This window comes from Ruegeria sp. CDSA021 (assembly GCF_059612325.1).
This window is the reverse complement of the sequence record NZ_JBXWQJ010000003.1, coordinates 212,691-235,090: the sequence shown is the minus strand read 5'-3', so window position 1 is coordinate 235,090 and position 22,400 is coordinate 212,691. Positions and strand designations below refer to the sequence as shown.

At 58.8% G+C, this 22,400-nt stretch carries 23 protein-coding genes; 7 read left to right on the top strand and 16 right to left on the bottom strand.

Going from position 1 to position 22,400, the window contains the following annotated elements; all coding sequences use genetic code 11:
- Positions 1-118: 118 nt before the first annotated feature.
- The 11 genes from AC2FLD_RS05550 to AC2FLD_RS05500 form a co-directional block, all read right to left on the bottom strand.
- Positions 119-295 (bottom strand): hypothetical protein, encoded by a 177-nt coding sequence (locus AC2FLD_RS05550; protein WP_050602773.1) that lies wholly within the window; start codon positions 293-295, stop codon positions 119-121.
- A 2-nt stretch (positions 296-297) separates the two neighbouring features.
- A complete protein-coding gene (locus AC2FLD_RS05545) occupies positions 298-900 on the bottom strand; it encodes an NADH-quinone oxidoreductase subunit C (protein WP_496667857.1) in 603 nt (200 codons plus the stop codon).
- A gap of 11 nt (positions 901-911) precedes the next feature.
- Positions 912-1,445, bottom strand: a complete 534-nt coding sequence (locus AC2FLD_RS05540; RefSeq protein ID WP_010442777.1) for a NuoB/complex I 20 kDa subunit family protein — start codon at positions 1,443-1,445, stop codon at positions 912-914.
- Positions 1,436-1,801, bottom strand: a complete 366-nt coding sequence (locus tag AC2FLD_RS05535) for an NADH-quinone oxidoreductase subunit A (RefSeq protein ID WP_050602775.1) — start codon at positions 1,799-1,801, stop codon at positions 1,436-1,438. The genes AC2FLD_RS05540 and AC2FLD_RS05535 overlap by 10 nt, the downstream gene beginning before the upstream one ends.
- Before the next feature lie 193 nt (positions 1,802-1,994).
- Positions 1,995-2,777 carry a crotonase/enoyl-CoA hydratase family protein gene (locus AC2FLD_RS05530; protein ID WP_496667856.1) on the bottom strand — a complete coding sequence of 261 codons (783 nt, stop codon included), beginning with the start codon at positions 2,775-2,777 and terminating at the stop codon, positions 1,995-1,997.
- 1 nt (position 2,778) lies between these two features.
- Positions 2,779-3,630 (bottom strand): hydroxymethylglutaryl-CoA lyase, encoded by an 852-nt coding sequence (locus tag AC2FLD_RS05525; RefSeq protein WP_496667855.1) that lies wholly within the window; start codon positions 3,628-3,630, stop codon positions 2,779-2,781.
- A gap of 78 nt (positions 3,631-3,708) precedes the next feature.
- Positions 3,709-5,640, bottom strand: a complete 1,932-nt coding sequence (locus AC2FLD_RS05520) for an acetyl/propionyl/methylcrotonyl-CoA carboxylase subunit alpha (RefSeq protein ID WP_496667854.1) — start codon at positions 5,638-5,640, stop codon at positions 3,709-3,711.
- Between the two features lie 3 nt (positions 5,641-5,643).
- Entirely contained in the window at positions 5,644-6,069 is a 426-nt protein-coding gene (locus tag AC2FLD_RS05515; RefSeq protein WP_496667853.1) for an ASCH domain-containing protein, read from the bottom strand.
- A gap of 1 nt (position 6,070) precedes the next feature.
- Positions 6,071-7,675: a carboxyl transferase domain-containing protein gene (locus AC2FLD_RS05510; RefSeq protein WP_496667852.1), complete on the bottom strand. Its 1,605-nt coding sequence runs from the start codon at positions 7,673-7,675 to the stop codon at positions 6,071-6,073.
- The gene (locus AC2FLD_RS05505; RefSeq protein ID WP_496667851.1) at positions 7,672-8,241 is read right to left on the bottom strand and encodes a hypothetical protein; all 570 of its coding nucleotides are present in this window, start codon (positions 8,239-8,241) and stop codon (positions 7,672-7,674) included. Before AC2FLD_RS05505 ends, AC2FLD_RS05510 begins: the two co-directional genes overlap by 4 nt.
- Positions 8,238-9,764 (bottom strand): AMP-binding protein, encoded by a 1,527-nt coding sequence (locus AC2FLD_RS05500; protein WP_496667850.1) that lies wholly within the window; start codon positions 9,762-9,764, stop codon positions 8,238-8,240. Before AC2FLD_RS05500 ends, AC2FLD_RS05505 begins: the two co-directional genes overlap by 4 nt.
- Positions 9,765-9,900: 136 nt before the next feature.
- On the opposite strand from AC2FLD_RS05500, the gene AC2FLD_RS05495 reads away from it, so the two are divergent.
- Positions 9,901-10,503, top strand: coding sequence for an OmpW/AlkL family protein (locus AC2FLD_RS05495; protein WP_050602783.1), 603 nt, complete (start codon positions 9,901-9,903; stop codon positions 10,501-10,503).
- 52 nt (positions 10,504-10,555) lie between these two features.
- Here the strand turns inward: AC2FLD_RS05495 and AC2FLD_RS05490 are convergent, their stop codons facing one another.
- The 3 genes from AC2FLD_RS05490 to AC2FLD_RS05480 all read right to left on the bottom strand — a co-directional run bounded on the left by AC2FLD_RS05490 (position 10,556) and on the right by AC2FLD_RS05480 (position 13,782).
- Positions 10,556-11,719, bottom strand: coding sequence for an isovaleryl-CoA dehydrogenase (locus AC2FLD_RS05490; RefSeq protein ID WP_496667849.1), 1,164 nt, complete (start codon positions 11,717-11,719; stop codon positions 10,556-10,558).
- 161 nt (positions 11,720-11,880) lie between these two features.
- The gene (locus tag AC2FLD_RS05485; RefSeq protein ID WP_496667848.1) at positions 11,881-13,071 is read right to left on the bottom strand and encodes a DegT/DnrJ/EryC1/StrS family aminotransferase; all 1,191 of its coding nucleotides are present in this window, start codon (positions 13,069-13,071) and stop codon (positions 11,881-11,883) included.
- A 39-nt stretch (positions 13,072-13,110) separates the two neighbouring features.
- Positions 13,111-13,782 (bottom strand): HAD-IA family hydrolase, encoded by a 672-nt coding sequence (locus AC2FLD_RS05480; protein ID WP_050602786.1) that lies wholly within the window; start codon positions 13,780-13,782, stop codon positions 13,111-13,113.
- A gap of 134 nt (positions 13,783-13,916) precedes the next feature.
- Between AC2FLD_RS05480 and glmU the strand changes: the two genes are divergently transcribed.
- Genes glmU through AC2FLD_RS05460 form a run of 4 tightly spaced genes read left to right on the top strand, consistent with a single transcriptional unit; the run spans position 13,917 to position 18,352 of the window.
- Positions 13,917-15,272: a bifunctional UDP-N-acetylglucosamine diphosphorylase/glucosamine-1-phosphate N-acetyltransferase GlmU gene (glmU, locus tag AC2FLD_RS05475; RefSeq protein WP_496667847.1), complete on the top strand. Its 1,356-nt coding sequence runs from the start codon at positions 13,917-13,919 to the stop codon at positions 15,270-15,272.
- Between the two features lie 4 nt (positions 15,273-15,276).
- Complete coding sequence (gene glmS, locus AC2FLD_RS05470; RefSeq protein WP_496667846.1) at positions 15,277-17,100, top strand: glutamine--fructose-6-phosphate transaminase (isomerizing); 1,824 nt, start codon at positions 15,277-15,279, stop codon at positions 17,098-17,100.
- Positions 17,097-17,666, top strand: a complete 570-nt coding sequence (locus AC2FLD_RS05465; protein WP_496667845.1) for a GNAT family N-acetyltransferase — start codon at positions 17,097-17,099, stop codon at positions 17,664-17,666. The genes glmS and AC2FLD_RS05465 overlap by 4 nt, the downstream gene beginning before the upstream one ends.
- The gene (locus tag AC2FLD_RS05460) at positions 17,663-18,352 is read left to right on the top strand and encodes a DNA alkylation repair protein (RefSeq protein ID WP_496667844.1); all 690 of its coding nucleotides are present in this window, start codon (positions 17,663-17,665) and stop codon (positions 18,350-18,352) included. The genes AC2FLD_RS05465 and AC2FLD_RS05460 overlap by 4 nt, the downstream gene beginning before the upstream one ends.
- Here the strand turns inward: AC2FLD_RS05460 and AC2FLD_RS05455 are convergent.
- The gene (locus AC2FLD_RS05455; protein WP_496667843.1) at positions 18,340-18,771 is read right to left on the bottom strand and encodes a hypothetical protein; all 432 of its coding nucleotides are present in this window, start codon (positions 18,769-18,771) and stop codon (positions 18,340-18,342) included. The two genes, AC2FLD_RS05460 and AC2FLD_RS05455, sit on opposite strands and share 13 nt — an antisense overlap.
- A gap of 91 nt (positions 18,772-18,862) precedes the next feature.
- Here AC2FLD_RS05455 and moaA point away from each other — a divergent pair, with 91 nt between their 5' ends.
- Together moaA and AC2FLD_RS05445 are read left to right on the top strand one after the other, a co-directional pair.
- Entirely contained in the window at positions 18,863-19,870 is a 1,008-nt protein-coding gene (gene moaA, locus AC2FLD_RS05450) for a GTP 3',8-cyclase MoaA (RefSeq protein ID WP_496667992.1), read from the top strand.
- A gap of 1 nt (position 19,871) precedes the next feature.
- Positions 19,872-21,194, top strand: coding sequence for a 3-deoxy-D-manno-octulosonic acid transferase (locus tag AC2FLD_RS05445; protein WP_496667842.1), 1,323 nt, complete (start codon positions 19,872-19,874; stop codon positions 21,192-21,194).
- A gap of 42 nt (positions 21,195-21,236) precedes the next feature.
- Here AC2FLD_RS05445 and AC2FLD_RS05440 read toward each other — a convergent pair whose 3' ends face one another.
- On the bottom strand, positions 21,237-22,400 hold the full coding sequence (locus AC2FLD_RS05440) for a M20 aminoacylase family protein (protein WP_496667841.1): 1,164 nt from the start codon (positions 22,398-22,400) through the stop codon (positions 21,237-21,239).

Genomic DNA, 22,400 nt, shown 5'->3' with positions numbered 1-22,400 from the left:
TCGTTTCTTCTTTGCCTCAGCCCGTACCCGGACTTTTTCAGCCTCAGCCGCTTTCGCCGCGGCCCCTGCAAGCAAGACGCCCAATGCGCCCAATATGATCAGTTCGCCCATCATCACGTCAGCGGCGCTCCATCTCTTGCAGTTTCATGGCCATCATCCACAGCAGGACAATAACAACCGGAGAGATGATACATGCAAACGCCCAGTTCTTGTTGATCCCGAAATGCGGCAGCAGCTTGAGCATCGGTACGACCGTCGCCACCACCAGAACAATCCAGATCAGGAACTCAAACATGATTAGGTCTCCTGTTTTTCATCCCCTGGCAAAATGTAGTTCGCACCTTCCCATGGGGACATGAAATCGAATTGACGGTATTCCTGCACCAACGAGACCGGTTCATAGACCACGCGTTTCTGCGCCTCGTCATAGCGAACCTCGGTATAGCCGGTGGTCGGGAAATCCTTGCGCAGCGGATAGCCGCGGAATCCATAGTCGGTCAGGATGCGCCTCAGATCCGGGTGACCCGTGAACAGGATGCCGAACATGTCGAACACTTCACGCTCGAACCAGTTGGCCGAGGGGTGAACATCGACGATCGAGGGCACCATGTCCTCTTCGCGGATCGACACCCGCAGGCGGATGCGCTGGTTCTGGTACATCGACAGGAAGTGATAAACCACATCGAACCGCTTGGCCCGTTCGGGATAGTCTACACCGGTGATGTCGACCAAAGTCGAGAACTGACAGTTGCGGTCGGATTTCAGGAATTCAATGAATTCCACAAGGTTCGACGGCGCAACATCCACGTTCAACTCATCATGGGTCACATCCCAGGACAGAACGCAATCGGCCCGCTTCAGTTCCAGCTGTGCGCCGAGTTCTTTGAGTGCTTCGCTCATCAGCTCTCTCCTCAGCGGACGATGGTGCCGGTACGGCGGATTTTACGTTGCAGCTGCATCAGGCCATACAGCAGCGCCTCAGCGGTCGGAGGGCAGCCGGGCACATAGATGTCTACGGGTACAACACGATCGCAGCCGCGTACGACCGAATAGGAATAGTGGTAATAGCCGCCACCGTTGGCGCAGGATCCCATCGAGATCACGTAACGTGGTTCGGGCATCTGGTCGTAGACCTTGCGCAGCGCCGGAGCCATCTTGTTGGTCAGCGTCCCTGCCACGATCATCACATCCGACTGACGTGGAGAGGCGCGCGGCGCGATGCCAAACCGTTCCGCATCATAACGTGGCATCGAGGTGTGCATCATCTCGACCGCGCAGCAGGCCAGACCAAAGGTCATCCAGTGCAACGAACCGGTCCGGGCCCAGTTGATAATGTCCTCGGTCGAGGTCAGCAGGAACCCTTTGTCCTGCAGCTCGGCATTCAGGGCCTGGGTCGCGACTTCTTTGTCGACGCCGGCAGTGTTTGCACCCGTCATCACTCCCATTCCAAGGCCCCCTTCTTCCATTCATAGGCAAAGCCGATGGTCAGAACGCCCAGGAACACCATCATCGACCAGAACCCTACATCGCTGATATCCTTGAAGCCGACGGCCCAGGGAAACAGAAAGGCGATTTCCAGATCGAAGATGATAAAGAGAATCGATACCAGATAGAACCGGACGTCGAATTTCATCCGCGCATCGTCGAAGGCATTGAAACCACATTCATATGCGCTGACCTTTTCAGGGTCGGGATTGCGGACGGCCAGAACCACAGCAGCCAGAATCAGGACGATCCCAAGGCCCACCGCAACGGCCAGAAACACCAGAATCGGGAGGTACTCCCGCAGCAGGTCTTCCACGAATAGCTCCTTTCCTGCGCACGCCCCAAAACGGGTGCGCCGTCAATTGGCGTGTTGACTGGACATTCTCTATCCGCGCGGGGTCAGAGGGTCAACCGAACACAGCCCCCTTCGCCATCAAACCTTCGCTTGACAGCGCGGCATAGAACCGCAGCGGGGTTTCTTGCCAGGGCCTAGCGGATCTTTGTTAAACCTACTTATTCCATGCAGGTTTACGTTTTTCGAAAAACGCCGCAATGCCTTCGCGCGCCTCTTTCGTTTCCCAGCGTTCGACCAGTTCCCCAATGGTCTGATCGATCACGGCATCGTCAATGAGCGGACCCAAGGTTCTGATCAGCGCCTTGGCAGAGGTGACCGCGCCGGGCGCGCAAGTCAAATAGGGGCGAATTTCATCTTCTATTGCATCTGAAAGCCGGTCTGCTGACACCGTCTTTGCCAGCAATCCCAGATCAACAGCCTCTGCAGCATCGAACAATCGTGCGGACATAAACACCCTGCGCGCACGAGCTTCGCCCATGCGGGCAATGACATAGGGCCCGATTGTTGCGGGGATCAGCCCTAGCCTTGTCTCGGTCAAACCCATTTTCAGACTGTCGATGCCAATTGCTACATCGCACACCGCGGCCATGCCCACACCGCCTCCGAAGGCATTGCCTTGCAGCGCCCCGATCAAAGGCTTGGGCATTGTGTTCAAAGCCTGCAACATCTCGGCCAGCTTGCGCGCTTCCACAAACCGCGTCTCTTCATCAGCAGCCATCTGGTCCTGCATCCACCCCAGATCACCGCCAGCACAAAACGTCTTTCCGGCCGCAGCCAGAACGACCACTCTGACAGCATCATCACTACCCAGTTGTGATGCAGCCTCGGTCAGTTCAGTGATCATTCGCCCTGACAAGGCGTTATGTTTGTCCGCCCTGTTCAGAGTGAGAATGGCAACACCACGCGCATCTGTCGAAATCGTTATGGTTTCAAACATGTCAGCCCCTTAGTGCCTTTGCCATCCGTGCAGCTTCTTCAACCACATCAAGGTCCAGCCCGGTCTCATATCCCAATCGCTGCAAATGCCCGGCGACGGCTTCGGTGGCTACGTTCCCTTCAGCCCCCGGCGCATAGGGGCAACCGCCCAATCCGCCCGCGGCTGCGTCGAACACGCGCACACCCAGCGCGAGAGCCGCATCAATATTGTCAATCGCGCGACCATTGGTGTCGTGGAAATGCCCCGCCAGCCGCGTCACGGGAACCCTTTCGCGCACCGCCAGAAGCATATGCGCGATTTTGTCCGGCGTCCCCTGCCCGATCGTATCACCCAACGAGATCTCGTAGCAGCCCAGCGCAAACAACCGATCCGCAACTTCGGCCACTTGCTCGGGCGGGGTCGGGCCATCGTAAGGGCAATCCGTCACGCATGAGACATAGCCCCGCACCGGCAGGTCGATATGACGTGCCGCTTCCAGGATCGGAATGAACCGCTCAATCGACTCTTCGATTGACGCATTGACATTGGCTTTTGAGAACCCTTCCGAGGCTGATGCAAACACCGCAATCTCGTCTGCCTTGGCGGCCAGCGAATCCTCATACCCGCGCATATTGGGCGTCAGGGCCGCATAGCGGACCCCATCTGCGCGGGCAATCCCGGCCAGCACCTGCGCCGATCCCGCCATCTGCGGCACCCATTTGGGGGACACAAAGCTTGCTACTTCGATCCGGCGAAACCCGGCACAGCTGAGACAGTCGATCAGTGCTACCTTGTCAGCAACTGGTATCTCACGCTTTTCATTCTGCAGCCCATCGCGCGGCCCAACCTCATAAATTTCGACCTGATCGCCCATGTCTGTGCCCCTTCCAGCTGCATTTTGTTCTCAAAACGAATGATTCGACCGTGCCACGTGTCGCGACCCGGGTACAGATCACTCTTCCTCCAACCGCACCAAAGCTGCCCCGGCTTCGACCTGAGCGCCATCTTCGACCAGCACCTCGGCCACCACGCCATCGCGTGCAGCCAGCAGGGAATGCTCCATCTTCATCGCTTCAAGAATGGCCAATCGGTCACCCTCCTGCACGGCCTGACCTGCTGTCGCAAAGACCGCTTTGACCAGACCCGGCATTGGGGCCTCGATCACGTTGGTATCGCCCGTGGCACTGGTGTCCCGATCCAGCGGATCGATCAGGTCGAAGCTGCGTCCATAGTCCGCAAACACGGTCAGGGTCGATCCGCTGACTGAAACTTCGGGCATCGGCGCCCCATTCAGTGCCCAGCGACCCGAGGTCCGCTCGGCCAAGACACGATCCTCTCCGATCTGCCAAAACTGGCGATCTGACCCGTCGACTTGCACATCCAGATCCAAGATTTCACCCCCAGCAGACAGTTGTACAGCACGATGCAACGGAGCCCATAGCGAAAACCCGGCTTCAGGTGCGACGTCCACAAGGTCCAAAGCCGTCATCGCGGCTGCAACGCTTGCCACGACCGAAGGTTCTGGTTCCTGCACCAATGCCTCAAGGTCACGTCCGATCAATCCCGTATCCACATCCCCCGAGGAGAACCCCGCGTGGCGCGTCAACGCGCCCAGGAAAGCCAGGTTTGTTACGGTGCCTGCCACTTCGGTTTTCTGAAGCACGCGGTGCAACGTCTCAAGTGCAACAGAGCGAGTCGGCCCATGTACCACCACCTTGGCAATCATCGGGTCGTACCAGGGGCTGATCGTATCCCCGGCCCGCACGCCACTGTCGGCACGGCAATTGACCGGGAAATCCAGATGGGTCAGCGTACCCGTCGCGGGCAGGAACCCTTTCGGAACGTCCTCTGCATAAAGCCGTGCCTCGAACGCATGGCCTTGAATAAACAGATCTTCCTGCTGCTTCGGCAAGCGTTCACCCGCCGCGACACGCAATTGCCATTCGACAAGATCGACCCCTGTGATCGCCTCGGTCACTGGGTGTTCCACCTGCAAGCGCGTGTTCATTTCCATGAACCAGAACCTGTCCGGGCGCAGCCCGTCCGAGGCATCCACAATGAACTCAACGGTGCCCGCGCCCTTGTAGCAAATTGCTTCAGCTGCGCGCACGCCCGCCTGCCCCATAGATTCCCGCATTTCACCCGTCATGCCAGGGGCCGGAGCCTCTTCGATCACCTTCTGATGTCGGCGTTGCAGAGAGCAATCGCGTTCAAACAGATGCACAGCATGGGTGCCGTCGCCAAAGACCTGCACCTCGATATGGCGCGGCTTGGCGACGAATTTCTCGACCAATACTGCATCGTTGCCAAACGCGGTCTTGGCCTCGCCTCGTGCGCTGTCCAGCGCGGCGGTGAAATCCTCGGGCCGTTCGACCAGCCGCATCCCCTTACCGCCACCGCCTGCAACGGCTTTGATCAGAACCGGATAGCCGATGGTATCCGCCGCGCCAGCCAAATGCTCAGGGTCCTGATTGTCACCGTGATAGCCAGGGACCACCGGAACACCGGCTTGCTCCATCAGAACCTTGGCGGCATCCTTGAGGCCCATCTTGCGGATCGCGTCCGCCGAGGGGCCAATGAAGGACAGACCCGCCGCCTCAACCGCATCCACAAAATCGGGGTTTTCGGACAGAAAGCCATAGCCGGGATGGATCGCCTGCGCGCCGGTCTCCAGCGCCGCCTGAATGATCACGTCGCCCTTCAGATAACTCTCCGCCGGGGCCGCACCGCCGATATGCACGGCCTCATCCGCCATCTGCACATGCTTGGCCGAGGCATCCGCGTCCGAATACACAGCAACGCAGGACACACCCATCTTTTGGGCCGTTTCCATCACCCGGCAGGCAATCTCGCCCCGGTTGGCAATCAGGATTTTATTGAACATTGTCTACTCCTCAACCGCCAGATCTTCGACGAGGTGGAACCGTTCACAGAGCAATTCCATCTTGGCATCAAACCCGCCATTGCGCTCGAAATACCGGCGGTGGTTTTCGCGCCAGTCTTCCAGGGTCTCATTCTCGCCTTCGGCCAACGCAAAGTCTTCGGCCACGTCGCAATATCGACAGATCGACACTTCAACCGTTTCGATCACCAATGCCGGGTGATCATCCCATTCCAAAGCGATATCCCGCCGCCCTACTACCGGCGTCGCAGAACTGCCTTCAGGGTAGTCGCGTAAAGCACCGCAAGTCGCCGTTTTCCGACCTGTTCGCACGAGACGCAACAGCTCAGAGCTCAATGAAGCATTGTCGCCAAATTTGAAGGTCTGCGCGCCCGGATAGCGCGCCATTACATCATTCAAAGAAACGCTCATCTTACATCCTGAACACGCCGAAACGTGTCTCCTCAATGGGTGCGTTCAGCGCAGCACTCAGCGACAGGGCCAGCACGTCGCGGCTTTTGCGCGGGTCGATGATGCCGTCATCCCATAGGCGGGCCGAAGCAAAGAGCGGGTGGGACTGCTCCTCAAACATCTCCAACGTCGGCCGTTTGAATTCGGCCTCTTCCTCGGCGGACCAAGTGCCACCCTGCCGTTCGATCCCGTCGCGTTTGACAGTGGCCAGTACGCCCGCCGCCTGCTCACCGCCCATCACGGAAATCCGCGAATTCGGCCATGTCCACAGGAATCGAGGCTGATAGGCGCGTCCGGCCATACCGTAGTTTCCAGCCCCGAACGAGCCCCCCACCAGCATCGTAACTTTTGGCACCGAGGTCGTTGCTACCGCCGTCACCAACTTGGCCCCGTGCCGTGCGATACCTTCGTTTTCGTATTTCCGACCGACCATGAAGCCGGTGATGTTCTGCAGGAACACCAGCGGGATTTTGCGCTGCGAACACAGTTCCACGAAATGTGCACCCTTCTGGGCGGCCTCGGAAAACAGCACACCATTGTTGGCGATGATCCCGACGGGGCAGCCTTTCACATGGGCGAACCCGGTTACCAGCGTCTCGCCGAACCGAGGTTTGAATTCATCAAAGCGCGAGCCATCAACCAGACGCGCGATCACCTCGCGGATGTCATAGGGCGTGCGCAGGTCAGCGGGGACCACGCCGAGGATTTCCTCGGGGTCGTAGGTCGGGTCTTCAGGGCTGGCCCAATCCACGGTCTGCAGTCTGCTCAGGTTCAGCGACCCAACCGCGCGGCGGGCCAGAGCCAACGCATGCGCGTCGTCTTCGGCCAGATAATCCGCCACACCGGACAGGCGGGTGTGCACGTCTCCGCCGCCCAGATCTTCGGCGCTGACAACCTCGCCCGTTGCGGCCTTGACCAAAGGCGGCCCGGCCAGAAAAATCGTGCCCTGCTCTTTCACGATGATCGTCACATCGGACATCGCAGGCACATAAGCGCCACCCGCCGTGCACGACCCCATCACCACAGCGATCTGCGCAATCCCCTTCGCGCTCATCCGCGCCTGATTGTAGAAGATACGGCCAAAATGGTCGCGGTCTGGGAAAACCTCATCCTGATTGGGCAGGTTCGCGCCGCCGCTATCGACCAGATAGATGCAGGGCAGATGGTTTTCCTCGGCAATCTCCTGCGCGCGCAGGTGTTTCTTGACGGTCATTGGGTAATAGGTGCCGCCCTTCACGGTGGCGTCGTTGCACACCACCATGACCTCGCGCCCTTGCACCCGGCCAATGCCCGCGATCACCCCGGCACAAGGCGCGGCATCGCCATACATTCCATGCGCCGCCGTCGCCCCGATTTCCAGAAACGGAGACCCCGCATCCAGCAGGTTCGCCACCCGGCGTCTGGGGAGCATCTTGCCACGGGATTCATGCCGTGCCCGGGATTTCTCGCCACCGCCCATGCGGGCTGCTTCAGCGGCAGCAGAGATTTGGGCCAGTGCGTCCAGATGGGCTGCGCGGTTTGCTTTGTAGCCCTCGGAGGCGGGCACGGCTTTGGATGTGAGTTTCATGCATTAGCCTCCAAAAGTAATTCAATTTCAGAAAGTTGCCGCACCCACCAACTTGCAGCTTCGGACAAAAGTTCATCAAAAGACCAACCCGCAAACGGTCCCGTCGGCATTAGTATCGCTTTCATTGTTCTACCTTCCAAACCTTTGAATAGCGCAGCCGAAAACTGCTTTGATTCTTCTGATGCGTACGGCCCGGCTGGCAAAGTTCTCCACTTGAGTTCCACCTCGTTGTCTGGAGACCAATTAGGCGCGTACTCTTTCAGAATTAGGTTTCTCTCTTTCTCGATGAACTCGGCAAAAATGAGATCTCGACCTTCGCCCTTCTTCCACCGTTGAAATCGTCTTTCGACTTCGGCCCTAATTTCGGGAAATTTATTGCAATCCACTTTATGTAATACGTGACCAACAACTCGCAGCAGAGTTACCGCTGAAATGTACATCACTCTGGACTCGCCACCCGGCTGAATTGGGCCGTAAGCCCATTTGTAAATTGCGCTAGATGCATCATCCAGCGCTTCTTGCGATTTCAAACGTCGCGTGCCCTCGCCAAAGGTCACCCAAGTCATGCTTGTACCTCCGCCGTTGCCCGCGCCTTCAATTCCTTCCGGATCACCTTCCCGGTCACCGTCATCGGCAGTTCCTCCAGAAACGCCACCTCACGCGGGTAAGAATACTGCGCCAGACGGTCCTTGACCCAGTCCTGCAACTCCTGCCCCGAGGCCTCGGCCCCCGGTTTCAGCACCACATAGGCCTTTACAATCTCGGTCCGCATCGGGTCGGGTTTGCCGACCACGCCCACCGTCGCCACGGCCGGGTGGGTCAGCAAGCAATCCTCGATCTCGGCCGGGCCGATGCGGTATCCGGCCGAGGTGATCACGTCGTCATCGCGGCCAACGAAGCGCAAGTACTCATCCTCCCACACGCCTCGGTCGCCGGTGATCAACCAATCGCCCCGGAACTTCTCAGCCGTCGCCTCAGGTCGGTTCCAGTATTCCAGCAGCATCGCGGCTGAACCGCGCCGGATGGCCACGTCGCCTTCCTCGGTCGTCGGGTTGCCGTCATCGTCGATCACCGCAATCTCATGCCCCGGCACCGGCTTGCCGATGCAACCGGGCTGAACGGGAAAGTCCTCGGCACAGGATGACACGACCATGTTGCATTCGGTTTGGCCGTAAAACTCGTTTATGGTCAGGCCAAACGCTTTTTGCCCCCAGGCCAGCATCTCGGCGCCCAAGGGCTCTCCGCCAGAGGCGACCGAACGCAGGCCGGGAATCCCCTGATCGGCTGCTTTCAGCATCCGCAACGCCGTGGGTGGGAAGAACACGTTGCGCGCCCCGCCGCGCGCGACAATATCGGCGCAGGCTTCGGGCGTGAATTTCTCAAGCCGCGCCGCGACCACGGGAATACCAAGCGCCAGGCCCGGCATCAGCACATCGAACAAACCACCGATCCACGCCCAATCCGCCGGCGTCCAAAGGCAATCGCCCGAACGCAGATGATTATGGCTGATCGAAACACCGGGCAGATGCCCCGTCAGCACCCGATGCCCGTGCAGCGCGCCCTTGGGGCTGCCGGTGGTGCCCGAGGTATAGATCAGCACCGCAGGGTCCTCGGGGCCAGTGTCGGCGAATGGAATAGGCGCGCCAGCCTCAGCTATTTCCGATGCAATCAGAGCCTCAACCAGATCGCCCAGAAGCGCAGCCCCTGCTGCATCGGTCAGCACAATCTTGGCACCCGCATCACCGACCCGCGACCGCAGGGCATCCTGTTTGAAAAGTTTGAACAGAGGGACAGAGATCGCTCCGATCTTCCAGATCGCCAGATGCGCCGCGGCGCACCAGGGGGACTGACTTAGCAGCACACCGACACAGTCTCCGGGTTGCACACGGCGCAACAGTGCGCGGGCAAGATCGTCCGTCATCTGGGTCAGCTGACCATAGGTGATATTGCGCGCATCCGAACCGGTCAGATCAATCAGCGCCACCTGATTGTCGGGACGGCGCAGGCATTGCCGCGCCATGTTCAATCGCTCAGGTAAGTCCCAGCCACCCTCTGGGTGCAATCCCGGTATGCGTTCAGTGCTTAACACCTTAATTTCCTGTTATATTTCCGATGCTTAGCAGGTCTTTATCCAGCCTCGCAGTCACCGAAATTTGATGCAGATCAGAGCGAGACGGACACCGCTCTGCGACTTCGGACCCATCAACAGAACCAAAGGCAACAATATGACTAAGAAACTCGCCGCATTGACCCTGTCCACCGCGCTGCTGGCGATGGCCGCCCCTGCGTTTGCCCAATCGCAAGGCGATTGGACCGTTGGCGTTGGTTTGGGCTATCTGGACCCGAAATCCGACAACGGCACGATCGCAGGTGCGCCTGCCACGATCGACGCAGATACGCGCCCGATCTTCACCGCTGAATACTTCATCCGTGACAACCTGGGCATCGAGCTGCTGGCCGCGACGCCGTTCAAACACACCATCGCCCTGGGCGGTGTTGATGCGGCCACGGTAAAGCACCTTCCGCCCACCCTTTCGGTGAACTATCACTTCCCGACCAACAGCGCTTGGAAACCCTATGTGGGTGCCGGTTTGAACTACACCATCTTCTTTGACGAACAAACCGCTCTGGGCGATCTCAAGGTCGATGACTCCTTCGGTGTCTCGCTGCAGGCCGGTCTGGATTACATGGTCAGCGACAACGGCGCAGTCCGCCTGAACGTACGCTGGTTCGACATCGACTCGGACGTGTCGCTGAACGGCACCAATATCGGCACCGCAGAAATCGATCCGTTCCTGGTCGGCGTTTCCTACGTCCATAAGTTCTGATCCCATCTTCAAAGCGCCCCGCGGTTCCCTCGTCTGCGGGGCGTTTTTTTCCTCAGAGCATTTTGCTCATCATTTCACGACCAATCAGCATCCGGCGAATCTCGCTGGTGCCGGCACCAATTTCCATCAGCTTGGCATCCCGGAAAATCCGGCTGACTGGTGAATCCGACAGGAACCCCGCCCCGCCCAGCGCCTGAACAGCCTGATGCGCCTGCACCATCGCCTGTTCTGATGCATAGAGGCAGCAGGCTGCCGCATCCTGCCGGGTCACATCACCCCGATCGCACGCCTTGGCGACCTCATAGACATAAGCCCGCGCCGAATTCATTGCGGTGTACATGTCGGCGATCTTGCCTTGCATCAATTGGAAGCTGCCGATGGGTTTACCGAACTGTTTTCGCTCGGCCAAATAGGGCATCACCTCATCCAGACAGGCCGCCATGATGCCGGTGCCGATCCCGGCCAGAACGACACGTTCATAGTCCAGCCCCGACATGAGCACGGCAACGCCCTTGCCTTCTTCACCCAGCACATTCTCGAATGGCACTTCGACATCTTCGAAGATCAGTTCAGCTGTATTCGATCCGCGCATCCCCAACTTGTCGAAATGGGGTGAGGTCGAAAACCCGTTCATCTCTTTTTCGATCAGAAAGGCCGTGATGCCCTTGGACCCGGCATCGGGGTCAGTCTTGGCGTAGACGACCAGAGTATCCGCGTCCGGCCCGTTGGTGATCCAGTATTTATTGCCATTCAGGCGGTAGTGATCGTTCCGCTTTTCAGCACGCAGCTTCATCGACACAACGTCCGATCCGGCCGACGGTTCCGACATGGCCAGCGCGCCGACATGCTCGCCCGAGATCAGACGCGGCAGGTATTTCTGCTTCTGCTCATCGGTGCCGTTCAGCTTGATCTGGTTCACGCACAGGTTCGAATGCGCCCCGTATGACAGAGATACCGACGCCGACGCACGCGCGACTTCTTCGACCGCGATCGTATGCGCCAGATAGGACATCTCAGCACCGCCATATTCTTCGGGCACGGTGACACCCAAAAGGCCAAGCTCTCCCATCTCTTTCCATAGCTCGTTCGGAAAGGCATTTGTTGAGTCGATTTCAGCCGCCATCGGCTTAACCCGTTCCTGCGCCCAGCGATGCACCATCTCACGCAGGGCATTCACATCCTCACCCAGATCGAACTTCATCGTGGCCATGAACATCTGCGTCCTCCCTCCGCGTTAATGAACAAGTGTTCAATAAATAAGTATCAGCGAATCCCTGCCCGGTCAATCTTTGTGAAACACCGCAAATGCAAAACGCCGCCCAAACGGGGGCGGCGTTGCAAAAGATTGAGCGTACGCCGCAGGCGCACTCTGCTGAGTTATGATTGGTAAACCGCTCCTACTTCAGTGCGGATGATGCGGGCAATCAGTTGGCAGTCCTCAATCGAAAAGGTCAGTGGCACGCGCATATCCATGACACCAGCCAGAACACGATCACTTTCAGGCATACGCTCACTGTCGAAATACCGCCAGCTGTCATAACGCGACGTAAACCCGGACGGCTCTGCTCCTCCGAACCATTTCAGCTCGACACCACGCGCCGCGCAACGGCTGAGGACGTCGGCAATCCGCTCAGGCGACCAACCCAGCAGCAAGAACTGGATCGAAGACCCGACATAGGTTTCCTCCTTGGGCCGCTCAACAATGGTCAGGCCCGGAGTGCCGCGCAACCCGGCCTCAAGCGCGCGATAGCGCTCGTTCCATCGTTCCACCTGCCGGTCCAGATCCCGCAATTGCGGGCGCAGGATCGCCGCGCGTAGATTATCCATCCTGCCAGACACGTTGGGCGTCGTATACTTGATCCGATCGAAAACCTCGGGTCTTGGTGCGGCCAGATGGCGTTCATACAGCATGTAAGACCCCGACAGCATGGTGGCCTTGGCCGCCAGCTCCTCATCATCGGTGACCAGCAAACCGCCTTCGCCCGAGTTGACATGCTTGTAGGTCTGGCAAGAAAAACACCCGATCGCGCCCTGCCGCCCCGACAACTGACCGCGCCAGGTCGCACCCATCGTATGCGCGCAATCTTCAATCACGATTACCCCGGCGGCGTCACACATCTGCATCAGCCGGTCCATGTCACACAGATGCCCGCGCATATGGCTGAGCATCAGCACGCGCGCCTGATCCAGCTTGCGCTCAAGGTCATCCAAATCGATAGTCAGGTTTTCCGTAACACCCACAAAGATGGCCCGCCCCCCGACCGAGGCAATCGACCCCGGTACCGGCGCCAGTGTGAAGGCGTTTGTCAGAACCGGATCACCGGGCTGAACGCCGACCGCGCGCAAGGCCGTGGCCAGTGCATATCCGCCAGAAGACACAGCCAAACAGTATTTTGCCCCCATCTGAGCAGCGAATTCCTGCTCTAGCAGGGCCGTTTCCCCCAATTCGCCTGGGGCCACGTTGTATCGATGCAAACGCCCATGACGCAGAACGACCAAAGCCGCCTCAATCGCATCTTCGGGAAGGGGCTCCTGCTGCGTGAAATTGCCAGAGAATTTTTCGGTCATGGTCTAGTTCTTAGGCTCCGACTGGATCCGGTCAAGGTTTCAGGCTGCCGCACCTATCAGATCGGGCACGAGGCCGGGCAAATCGTCAAAATGGTGCAGCAGGGCTTCTGGCTCCAGTGCCGCCATATCATCCCCCGATGGACCAAAGGTCACCAGAACCGAAGGCACCCCCGCTGCTTTGGCGGTATTGCGGTCGGTATCCGAGTCACCGATCAGCACGCACCGATCAGGATCACCCCCGGCGCGTCGCGCAGCTTCGCGCAGCGGTGCCGGATCAGGCTTGCGCACCGGCAGCGTATCGGCCCCGACCAACGAGGCAAAGCGGTCTCGTACCCCCATGCGGGTCAGCAACAATTCGGCCAGATGTTCCGGTTTGTTGGTGCAAATGCCCACACCGTAACCTGCACTGCACAGCATTTCGACCGCCTGCAAAGCGCCGGGATAGAAACTGGTGTGGGTGTCGATATCCTGCGCATAGGCCTCTAGCAGAACTGGATAATAGGCGTGGACGGTGTCCTCATCATAGGCCCCAACGCGCTTTAGCCCCTGGGTCAACATCATACGCCCGCCACGCAGTGCTATACCGGAATCTGGCCCGTGGACCAGCACATCGCCATGCCCCATTTCGCGAAAACAATGGTTCGCCGCGGCCAGCAAATCGCCCGATGTATCCGCCAAAGTGCCGTCCAGATCGAAAATGACTGTACGCATTTAGCCTCCTTGTTCGGCAGGTTTTCGCCGTGTCCTGTTTCAATCGGCAATCTTGTTTGATGGCCGAACGACTTGCGCCTTTGCCCTCAGCGGATAAAACGGTCCGCAACAAAACACAAAGAGAAAACGATTTCATGAGCACTGCCCTTGTCATCCTCGCCGCCGGAAAAGGCACCAGGATGAATTCGGATCTTCCCAAAGTCCTTCATCCCATCGCGCAAGTTCCGATGCTTGTCCACGCGATGCGCGCCGGGTCTGTCCTGTCGCCTGAGCGGACGGTGATTGTCACGGGCCATAGGTCCGAAGCTGTGGCAGAGGCTGCGAAGGCAGAGGATGATACCGCTCAGATCGCGGTTCAGGAAGAACAGCTTGGCACCGCGCATGCCGTCGCGCAGGCACGTGAGGCCTTGGCAGGGTTCCGTGGCGACGTCATCGTTCTGTACGGCGACACGCCCTTCATCGACCCGTCGACTCTGGAACGTATGATTGAGGCACGCGAATCCTTTGATCTGGTCATGCTGGGCTTTGACATTGCCGAAGTTCAGCCCCGGTACGGGCGGCTGATCATGGACGGTGACCGGCTGGTCGAGATCGTCGAATACAAGGACGCCACTGAAGAACAGCGCGCCATCCGCTTTACCAACAGCGGTTTGCTGGCCTGCGATGCCGACTTGCTGTTCGACCTGATCGATCAGGTCAGCAACGAAAACGCATCAGGCGAGTATTATCTGACCGAACTGGCTGCTTTGGCAAATTCACGTGAACTGAATGCCACCGCGATCAAGTGCGACGAGGCGGAAACCCTCGGTGTGGATTCGCGCGCAGATTTGGCCGCTGCGGATGCAGAGTATCAAGCCCGCGCGCGCACAGCTCTGCTGCAACAAGGTATTACATTGATGGCCCCGGAAACGGTGTATCTGGCGGCCGACACAGTGATCGGACGGGACACGGTCATCGAACCCAATGTGGTGTTCGGGCCCGGCGTCACGGTTGAAAGCGGCGCGACGATCCGAGCGTTTTCCCATCTGGAAGGTTGCCATGTAAGCCGTGGTGCCATCATAGGGCCCTACGCCCGACTACGCCCCGGCGCCGAACTTGCGGAAAACACGCGGGTCGGGAACTTCGTCGAGATCAAGAATGCCGAAATCGCCGAAGGCGCGAAGGTCAATCACCTCAGCTATATCGGCGATGCATCGGTCGGTGCCGCAACAAACATTGGCGCGGGGACGATCACCTGTAACTATGACGGCGTGATGAAGCACAAGACCACCATTGGTGAGAACGTCTTTATCGGGTCGAACACCATGCTCGTAGCCCCGGTCACTGTGGGTGATCGCGCGATGACCGCGACGGGCACCGTCGTGACCAAGAATGTGGACCCTGACGCGTTGGCTGTTGCCCGCGCCAAGCAGGAAAACAAACCCGGATACGCGCGCAAATTGTTTGATATGTTAAAGGCGAAGAAGGCTCGCCGCGATAAAAAGGCCTGAGAATATGTGTGGAATAGTAGGTGTTCTGGGGCAGCATGAAGCGGCCCCTATTCTGGTAGAGGCCTTGAAACGGCTGGAATATCGCGGCTATGACAGCGCCGGGATTGCAACCGTCAACGACGGCGCATTGGGCCGACGGCGCGCGGTCGGAAAGCTGGTCAATCTCAGCGACCTTCTGGTGCATGACCCGCTGCCCGGAAAATCAGGTATTGGCCACACTCGTTGGGCCACCCACGGCGCGCCTTCGGTCAACAACGCGCATCCGCATAAGGCCGGCCCCGTGGCTGTGGTACATAACGGCATCGTCGAAAATTATCGCGACCTGCGGGCCGAACTTGCCGAACATGGCGTCGATTTCCAGACCGAGACGGATACCGAAACCGTCGCCCTGATGACGGAACACCACCTGAATTCGGGCCTGTCCCCGGTTGAAGCTGCATTCAAAACGATCGATCAGCTGGAAGGCGCCTTTGCGCTGGCGTTTTTGTTTGACGGTGAGGACGACCTGATCGTGGCTGCTCGTAAGGGGTCACCTCTGGCCATCGGCCACGGGGACGGTGAGATGTATGTCGGTTCCGATGCCATCGCGCTGGCTCCACTGACCAATCAGATCACGTATCTTGAGGAAGGCGACCGCGCGGTTCTGACCCGCACGTCTTTGGAGATCCGTAATGAGGCAGGTGAGCTTGCCAACCGTGAAAAGCGCCAGATCAAGCTGGATCATGCACGCGCCGACAAGGGCGAGCACAAACACTTCATGGCCAAGGAAATCGCCGAGCAGCCCGTCGTCGTGGCCGAGGCAATCCGGTCCTACCTGCCCACGGGCGTTGACCGTGTCGTGTTGCCCGATACAGATCTGGACTTCAGCAAGCTGGACCGCCTGACCATGGTGGCCTGCGGCACCGCGTTCTACGCTTGCCTGACCGCAAAATACTGGTTCGAACAGCTGGCCAAGATGCCCGTTGAAGTCGATATCGCCAGCGAGTTCCGCTATCGCGAACCTCCGATCACCGACCGTACTCTGGCGCTGTTTGTCAGCCAGTCGGGGGAAACTGCCGACACGCTGGCCGCGCTGCGCTATTGTGAAGGCAAGGCTGACAAGATCGTTTCAGTCGTCAATGTCCCCGAAAGCTCGATTGCACGGGAAAGCGATATCGCTCTGCCGATTCATGCCGGTGTCGAAATCGGCGTCGCCTCGACCAAGGCGTTTACCTGCCAGCTCAGCGTGCTGTTGATGCTTGCCCTGAAGGCAGCCGCCGACCGGGGCACACTGACGGCTGAGGAAATCGCTGATCACGCCGCCGCCTTGCGCGGGTTGCCGACTGTATTAAATGCGGCTTTGGATCAGAACCGTGCGATCCGTAAGGCGGCCCAACGACTGTCCGAAGCACGCGACGTTCTGTTTCTGGGCCGCGGCCTGATGTTTCCGCTGGCAATGGAAGGCGCGCTGAAGCTCAAGGAAATCAGCTATATCCACGCGGAAGGCTATGCATCGGGCGAGCTGAAACATGGCCCCATCGCCCTGATCGACAAGCATATGCCCGTGGTTGTCATGGCCCCACGTGATACCGTGTTCGACAAGACCGTATCAAACATGCAGGAAGTGATGGCGCGCAAGGGCAAGGTGATCCTCGTGTCGGATGATGATGGCATTGACGAAGCCGGTGATGGCGTTTGGAGCACCATCCGAATGCCACATGTTCACACCAGCCTTGCGCCAATCCTTTATTCCGTTCCCGCGCAACTGCTGGCCTATCACACGGCCGTTGCCAAAGGCACGGATGTGGATCAGCCGCGCAACCTGGCCAAGTCGGTCACTGTGGAATGACCTGGCCTGCCCCTGTCACGCTTGTCGGAGATCACGTCCGGCTGGAACCACTGGATATCGCGCATGCCGAAGACTTGAAAGTCGCGGCGGCGGATCTGGGACAACTATGGTACACCTCCATTCCAACAGCTGAGGGGATGAAAGCCGAGATCACACGCCGCATGGGGTTGCACGATATGCAGCCCTTTACGCTAATGACTCCAGATAGCACCCCGGTTGGAATGACCACTTTCATGCACACTGATGAGGTCAACAGGCGTGTCGAAATCGGGTCGACCTGGATCGGACGAGCTGTCCAGCGCACACCGCTGAACACTGAAGCGAAATTATTGATGCTGCGTCATGCGTTTGAAGATCTGCGCTGCAATGCGGTCGAATTCCGGACCCATCGGATGAACTCCCAGTCGCGACGGGCCATCGAACGGCTCGGCGCGCAGCTTGATGGCATCCTTCGGGCCCATATGTTGATGCCCAACGGCACTGTGCGCGACACGGCGGTCTATTCGATCATTGCACCGGAATGGCCCACAGTGCGCGCGCATCTGCTCCACAAGCTGAACCGATGACACTGGACGAGGCGCTGTCCGCGCTACAGGCCCAAGCCGACCCCGAACGCGCCCAGCAGATGGCGGCCTATCATAAGGTCGCCCGCCCCTATCTCGGTGTAGGGAACCCGGTGCTCAACGACTTGACCAAAGCGTGGCGGCAAGAGTTGGACGTTCCCACTCGTGTCGCACTGGCGGATGCCCTTTGGCAGACCAATATCCACGAAGGCCGTCTTAGTGCCGCCAAACTCCTCACCCAAGCGCGAATCCGGCCCGACGACGCAGTCTGGGCGCTGCTCCAAAGCTGGTTACCTGATTTCGATGCCTGGGCGGTTGCTGATCATGCCTGCATTGCCATGCAAAAGCGGCTTTCAGCCGACCCTGAACGGCTTGACGAAGTTGAGCAGTGGACCCGGTCAGACCACATGTGGGCTCGGCGGGCAGCCTTGGTCGCAACTTTGCCCTGGACCAAGCAGAACCACCCCAAACCTGACGACCTTCGGCGCCGTGACCGCATCCTCGGCTGGGCCGCCTTGTACGTTCCCGAGCGCGACTGGTTCATTCAGAAGTCCATCGCCTGGTGGCTGCGTGAACTGTCCAAACACGACCCGGATCGCGTGATTGCATTTCTGGCAGAACATGGCGACGCCATGAAACCCTTCGCCCGCCGTGAAGCAGGCAAATACCTGAAAGATCAGTCGGCGTAGACCTCTACTTCGACAAGCTCATCGAAGGGCACCAACAAGGCCCGCATGGCGTCCAGAGACAAGCGGCTGCCGCCACTTTCGGGACCTGAAACTGGGACGAGCGTAATATAGGCCTGCGCTCCGGTTTTGGGTACGACGACTCGTGCCGTCACCTCACTATCCACCAGCGGTGTCTGCATCCAGCGTCCCGGAGTGGTCGGATCTCCCAGCCCCGCAATGGTTGTTTTCGCCCCGGCCCAACTGGGACGCGCGGAAACGGGCTCGGGTCGCAGCACTTCTTCTGCCACTTCGGTCGCTGCTTCGGTGTCAGACACTGTCTGCGCAGGCGCGTCGCCCCCGCCGAACACACGGTCAGTCGTCGACCGTACTGCGTCGCATCCGGCCGTCATCACACATAACAAAACAAGTGTTTTCTTCATCCCTGAAACCTACAGGCCTGCGCCCATCTGTTCCAGCGCAAAGCGCAGTTCGCCCTTGTCGCGGGCAGGTTCCGGCTTTACCTATTACGTCATGACAGCTCCGCTTATCGACCCATTTGCCCGCGCCATCACGTATCTCCGCGTCTCCGTCACAGATCGCTGCGATTTCCGCTGTGTGTATTGCATGTCCGAGAACATGACCTTTCTGCCCAAGAAAGACCTGCTGACGCTGGAAGAGCTGGACCGGATGTGTTCGACCTTTGTGAAGATGGGGGTCGAAAAGCTGCGAATCACGGGCGGCGAACCCCTTGTGCGCCGCAATATCATGAGTTTTTTCAATTCTATGACACGTCACCTGGACAGTGGCGCGTTGAAGGAACTGACGCTGACAACGAACGGCTCGCAACTACACCGTTTAGCGGAGGACTTGTATGCGGCTGGCGTGCGGCGCGTGAATATCTCACTGGATACGCTGGACGATGACAAATTCGCCGAGGTTACGCGCTGGGGACGTCTGAAACAGGTCCTCAACGGCATCGACGCCGCGCAAAAAGCGGGCCTGCGGATCAAGATCAACGCCGTTGCTCTCAAAGGGTTCAATGAACCTGAACTGCCAAAGATCACGGAATGGTGCGCCGAACGTGACATGGACCTGACCTGGATCGAGGTCATGCCCATGGGCGACATCGGCAACGAAGACCGCCTGGATCAATACTGGTCTCTCAAGGACGTGCGCAAGGAATACGAAAACCACTATACGGTCACCGATCTGGCTGAACGCACCGGTGGCCCGGCCCGCTATGTCCGGCTGGAGGAAACGGGTCAGAAGATCGGTTTCATCACACCGCTGTCACATAATTTCTGCGAAAGCTGCAACCGAGTGCGCCTGACTTGCACGGGTGAGCTTTACATGTGCCTCGGTCAGGAGGATATGGCCGACCTTCGGGCTTCGCTGCGCGATCATCCGGATACTGAGCTGCCGCTTGAAGAAGCGATCCGTTCTGCAATCAATCTCAAGCCCAAGGGGCATGACTTCGACTATTCCCGCCAGGCAGTCGATGGTCAGATGAGCCGTCACATGAGCCACACAGGCGGCTGACATGCACGGCGCAAGCGACCGCCCGACGCTGCTGTACCGGCTGTACTGCGGCTTCACTGCTCTTGCCCAGCCGTTGGCATGGCGCATCGTGCGCAACAAACTGCGCGCAGCAGAAGTGCCTGAGAACCGCCAGAAGGAACGGCTTGGCCATGCCAGCCTGCCCCGCCCTTCCGGGCGTCTGATCTGGTTTCACGCCGCCAGTGTCGGCGAGAGCCTGTCGGTCCTCAGCATGATCAAACGGCTGGGAGACCGCCTGCCAGATGCCGAGTTCCTGATCACCTCCGGCACCCCTACCTCGGCCGCCCTGATTGCCAAACGCCTGCCCCCACGAACGCGGCATCAATATCCGCCGCTGGACACTGCAGGCCCGGTAGGACGCTTCCTCGACCATTGGCAGCCAGACGCGGGTGTTTTTGTGGAAAGCGAGATTTGGCCGCAACTGATCGTGGAAAGTCATCAGCGGAACACCCCATTGGCGCTTTTGAACGCGCGACTTTCGGACAAGTCCGTCGCGGGCTGGAAAAAACGCCCGGACACCGCACACTTTATCCTGTCCAAATTCCACCTGTTTCTGACCCAGAATGACAAAACCGCAACTAACCTGATCGACATTGGCGCAGCGCCGAACCGCGTGCTTCCAGGCACTAACCTCAAGGCAATGTCAGATCCGTTGCCCGTGGATCAGGGTACTTTGCAAGACATCCAGACGCAGATCGCAAACCGTCCCGTCTGGATCGCAAGCTCAACCCACGCAGGCGAAGAAGAAATCGTTCTGGCCGCGCACAAAACCTTGCTCGAGCGGTGGCCTGACCTGCTGTTGCTCTTAATACCGCGCCACCCTGAACGCCGAAGTGAAGTCGCCACGCTGATCCAAGATGCCGGGATGACGGCGTCTTTCCGCTCCAAAAGCGAAGCAATCCACGAAAGCACGCAAGTCTACGTGGCCGATACATTGGGCGAGACCGGAACATGGTACGCGCTGTGTCCGATCGTATTCCTTGGCGGGTCTCTGAAGGAAATCGGAGGCCACAATCCCTTTGAACCGGCGCAGGCCGGGGCTGCCGTGATCACCGGCTCGGGGTATTTCAACTTTGCTGAAACTTTTGCCCCGCTGATCGCAGCCGGCGGTGCAGTCGAAGTAAAAACCGCTGCTGACCTGTCCGAAATCGTGGCAAACTGGTTGTCGGACCAGGACGCTCTGCAATCCGCGCAACAAGCAGCCCAATCCTGCGTAAACACGCAGTCAGATGCTCTGGAAGCGGTCATCGATACCCTCTGTACAGAGCTTGATCTGCACACACAGGATCCATTTTCATCTGGCTAGAAATATCCCGGGGGTGTGGGGGCAGAGCCCCCACCCTGCTCATCAGGCTGCTGGCATCCGCTGTTCAACAATCTCCGCCCACCAGCTACAGCCGGCCGGAATGGCTTCATCGTTGAAATTGTACTCCGGGTGATGAACCATGGCCGTATCGCCATTGCCCACCAAGATATAGGCACCCGGACGCTCTTCCAGCATGAAGGCGAAGTCTTCTCCGCCCATGACCAACGGCGCATCGTTACAATCTCCGGACACCGACCGGGCAACATCGGCGGCAAACTCCGTCTGCTCGTCACTATTCACCATCACCGGATACCCACGGATATAGGTCACATCAGCGGTGCCACCGAATGTGGCCGCAACGCCGTTGCAAATCTCGTTGATCCGCTTTTCAGCCAAGTCGCGCATGTCCTTGCTCATCGTACGCACGGTTCCTTTGATCTGAACGGTCTGCGGGATCACGTTGAAGGCTTTCGATGAGGTCTCAAACGACGTCACAGAAACCACAACCTGATCGATCGGGTCCGCGTTGCGCGAGGAAATGGTTTGCAGCGTCAAAACCGCCTGCGCAGCCAGCACCGTCGCATCTATCGTCTCATGAGGCTTGGCCGCGTGACCACCGCGTCCTTCAAAAGTGATGTCGAACTGATCGGTCGCGGCAAAGAACGAGCCCGGACGGATTGCAAACTTGCCGACAGGCTGCCCCGGCCAATTATGCATTCCGTAAACTTCCTGAATGTTCCAGCGGTCCATCATGCCGTCTTCGCACATTTCGCGACCACCGCCGCCGCCTTCTTCCGCAGGTTGGAAGATCACAACAACGGTGCCATCGAAATTGCGGGTTTCAGACAGGTATTTCGCCGCGCCCAGCAACATCGCCGTATGTCCATCATGGCCACACGCATGCATGGCACCCGGCGTTTTCGAGGCATAATCCAGTCCAGTCGCCTCGTGGATCGGCAGCGCGTCCATATCCGCGCGCAGGCCAATCACCTTGCCCTTGTTGTCCGACTTACCCTTGATCACACCCACAACACCTGTTCGGCCAATTCCGGTGACGACCTCGTCACAGCCGAACTCTTCGAGCTTCTCGGCCACAACTGCGCTGGTGCGATGGGTTTCGAACAGGATTTCCGGGTTCTCGTGAAGGTCCCGGCGCCATGCGGTGATCTCATTCTGCAATTCGGCAAAGCGGTTTTTGACTGGCAT

Bases quoted from the DNA above. Each gene is read 5' to 3' on its own strand.
- glmS (WP_496667846.1), top strand. From the start codon at position 15,277: ATGTGTGGAATAGTAGGTGTTCTGGGGCAGCATGAAGCGGCCCCTATT.
- glmU (WP_496667847.1), top strand. From the start codon at position 13,917: ATGAGCACTGCCCTTGTCATCCTCGCCGCCGGAAAAGGCACCAGGATG.
- moaA (WP_496667992.1), top strand. From the start codon at position 18,863: ATGACAGCTCCGCTTATCGACCCATTTGCCCGCGCCATCACGTATCTC.
- AC2FLD_RS05540 (WP_010442777.1), bottom strand. From the start codon at position 1,445: ATGGGAGTGATGACGGGTGCAAACACTGCCGGCGTCGACAAAGAAGTC.
- AC2FLD_RS05445 (WP_496667842.1), top strand. From the start codon at position 19,872: ATGCACGGCGCAAGCGACCGCCCGACGCTGCTGTACCGGCTGTACTGC.
- AC2FLD_RS05520 (WP_496667854.1), bottom strand. From the start codon at position 5,640: ATGTTCAATAAAATCCTGATTGCCAACCGGGGCGAGATTGCCTGCCGG.
- AC2FLD_RS05465 (WP_496667845.1), top strand. From the start codon at position 17,097: ATGACCTGGCCTGCCCCTGTCACGCTTGTCGGAGATCACGTCCGGCTG.
- AC2FLD_RS05460 (WP_496667844.1), top strand. From the start codon at position 17,663: ATGACACTGGACGAGGCGCTGTCCGCGCTACAGGCCCAAGCCGACCCC.
- AC2FLD_RS05510 (WP_496667852.1), bottom strand. From the start codon at position 7,675: ATGAAACTCACATCCAAAGCCGTGCCCGCCTCCGAGGGCTACAAAGCA.
- AC2FLD_RS05485 (WP_496667848.1), bottom strand. From the start codon at position 13,071: ATGACCGAAAAATTCTCTGGCAATTTCACGCAGCAGGAGCCCCTTCCC.
- AC2FLD_RS05550 (WP_050602773.1), bottom strand. From the start codon at position 295: ATGTTTGAGTTCCTGATCTGGATTGTTCTGGTGGTGGCGACGGTCGTA.
- AC2FLD_RS05505 (WP_496667851.1), bottom strand. From the start codon at position 8,241: ATGACTTGGGTGACCTTTGGCGAGGGCACGCGACGTTTGAAATCGCAA.
- AC2FLD_RS05515 (WP_496667853.1), bottom strand. From the start codon at position 6,069: ATGAGCGTTTCTTTGAATGATGTAATGGCGCGCTATCCGGGCGCGCAG.
- AC2FLD_RS05480 (WP_050602786.1), bottom strand. From the start codon at position 13,782: ATGCGTACAGTCATTTTCGATCTGGACGGCACTTTGGCGGATACATCG.
- AC2FLD_RS05440 (WP_496667841.1), bottom strand. From the start codon at position 22,400: ATGCCAGTCAAAAACCGCTTTGCCGAATTGCAGAATGAGATCACCGCA.
- AC2FLD_RS05525 (WP_496667855.1), bottom strand. From the start codon at position 3,630: ATGGGCGATCAGGTCGAAATTTATGAGGTTGGGCCGCGCGATGGGCTG.
- AC2FLD_RS05545 (WP_496667857.1), bottom strand. From the start codon at position 900: ATGAGCGAAGCACTCAAAGAACTCGGCGCACAGCTGGAACTGAAGCGG.
- AC2FLD_RS05530 (WP_496667856.1), bottom strand. From the start codon at position 2,777: ATGTTTGAAACCATAACGATTTCGACAGATGCGCGTGGTGTTGCCATT.
- AC2FLD_RS05490 (WP_496667849.1), bottom strand. From the start codon at position 11,719: ATGTTCATGGCCACGATGAAGTTCGATCTGGGTGAGGATGTGAATGCC.
- AC2FLD_RS05495 (WP_050602783.1), top strand. From the start codon at position 9,901: ATGACTAAGAAACTCGCCGCATTGACCCTGTCCACCGCGCTGCTGGCG.
- AC2FLD_RS05455 (WP_496667843.1), bottom strand. From the start codon at position 18,771: ATGAAGAAAACACTTGTTTTGTTATGTGTGATGACGGCCGGATGCGAC.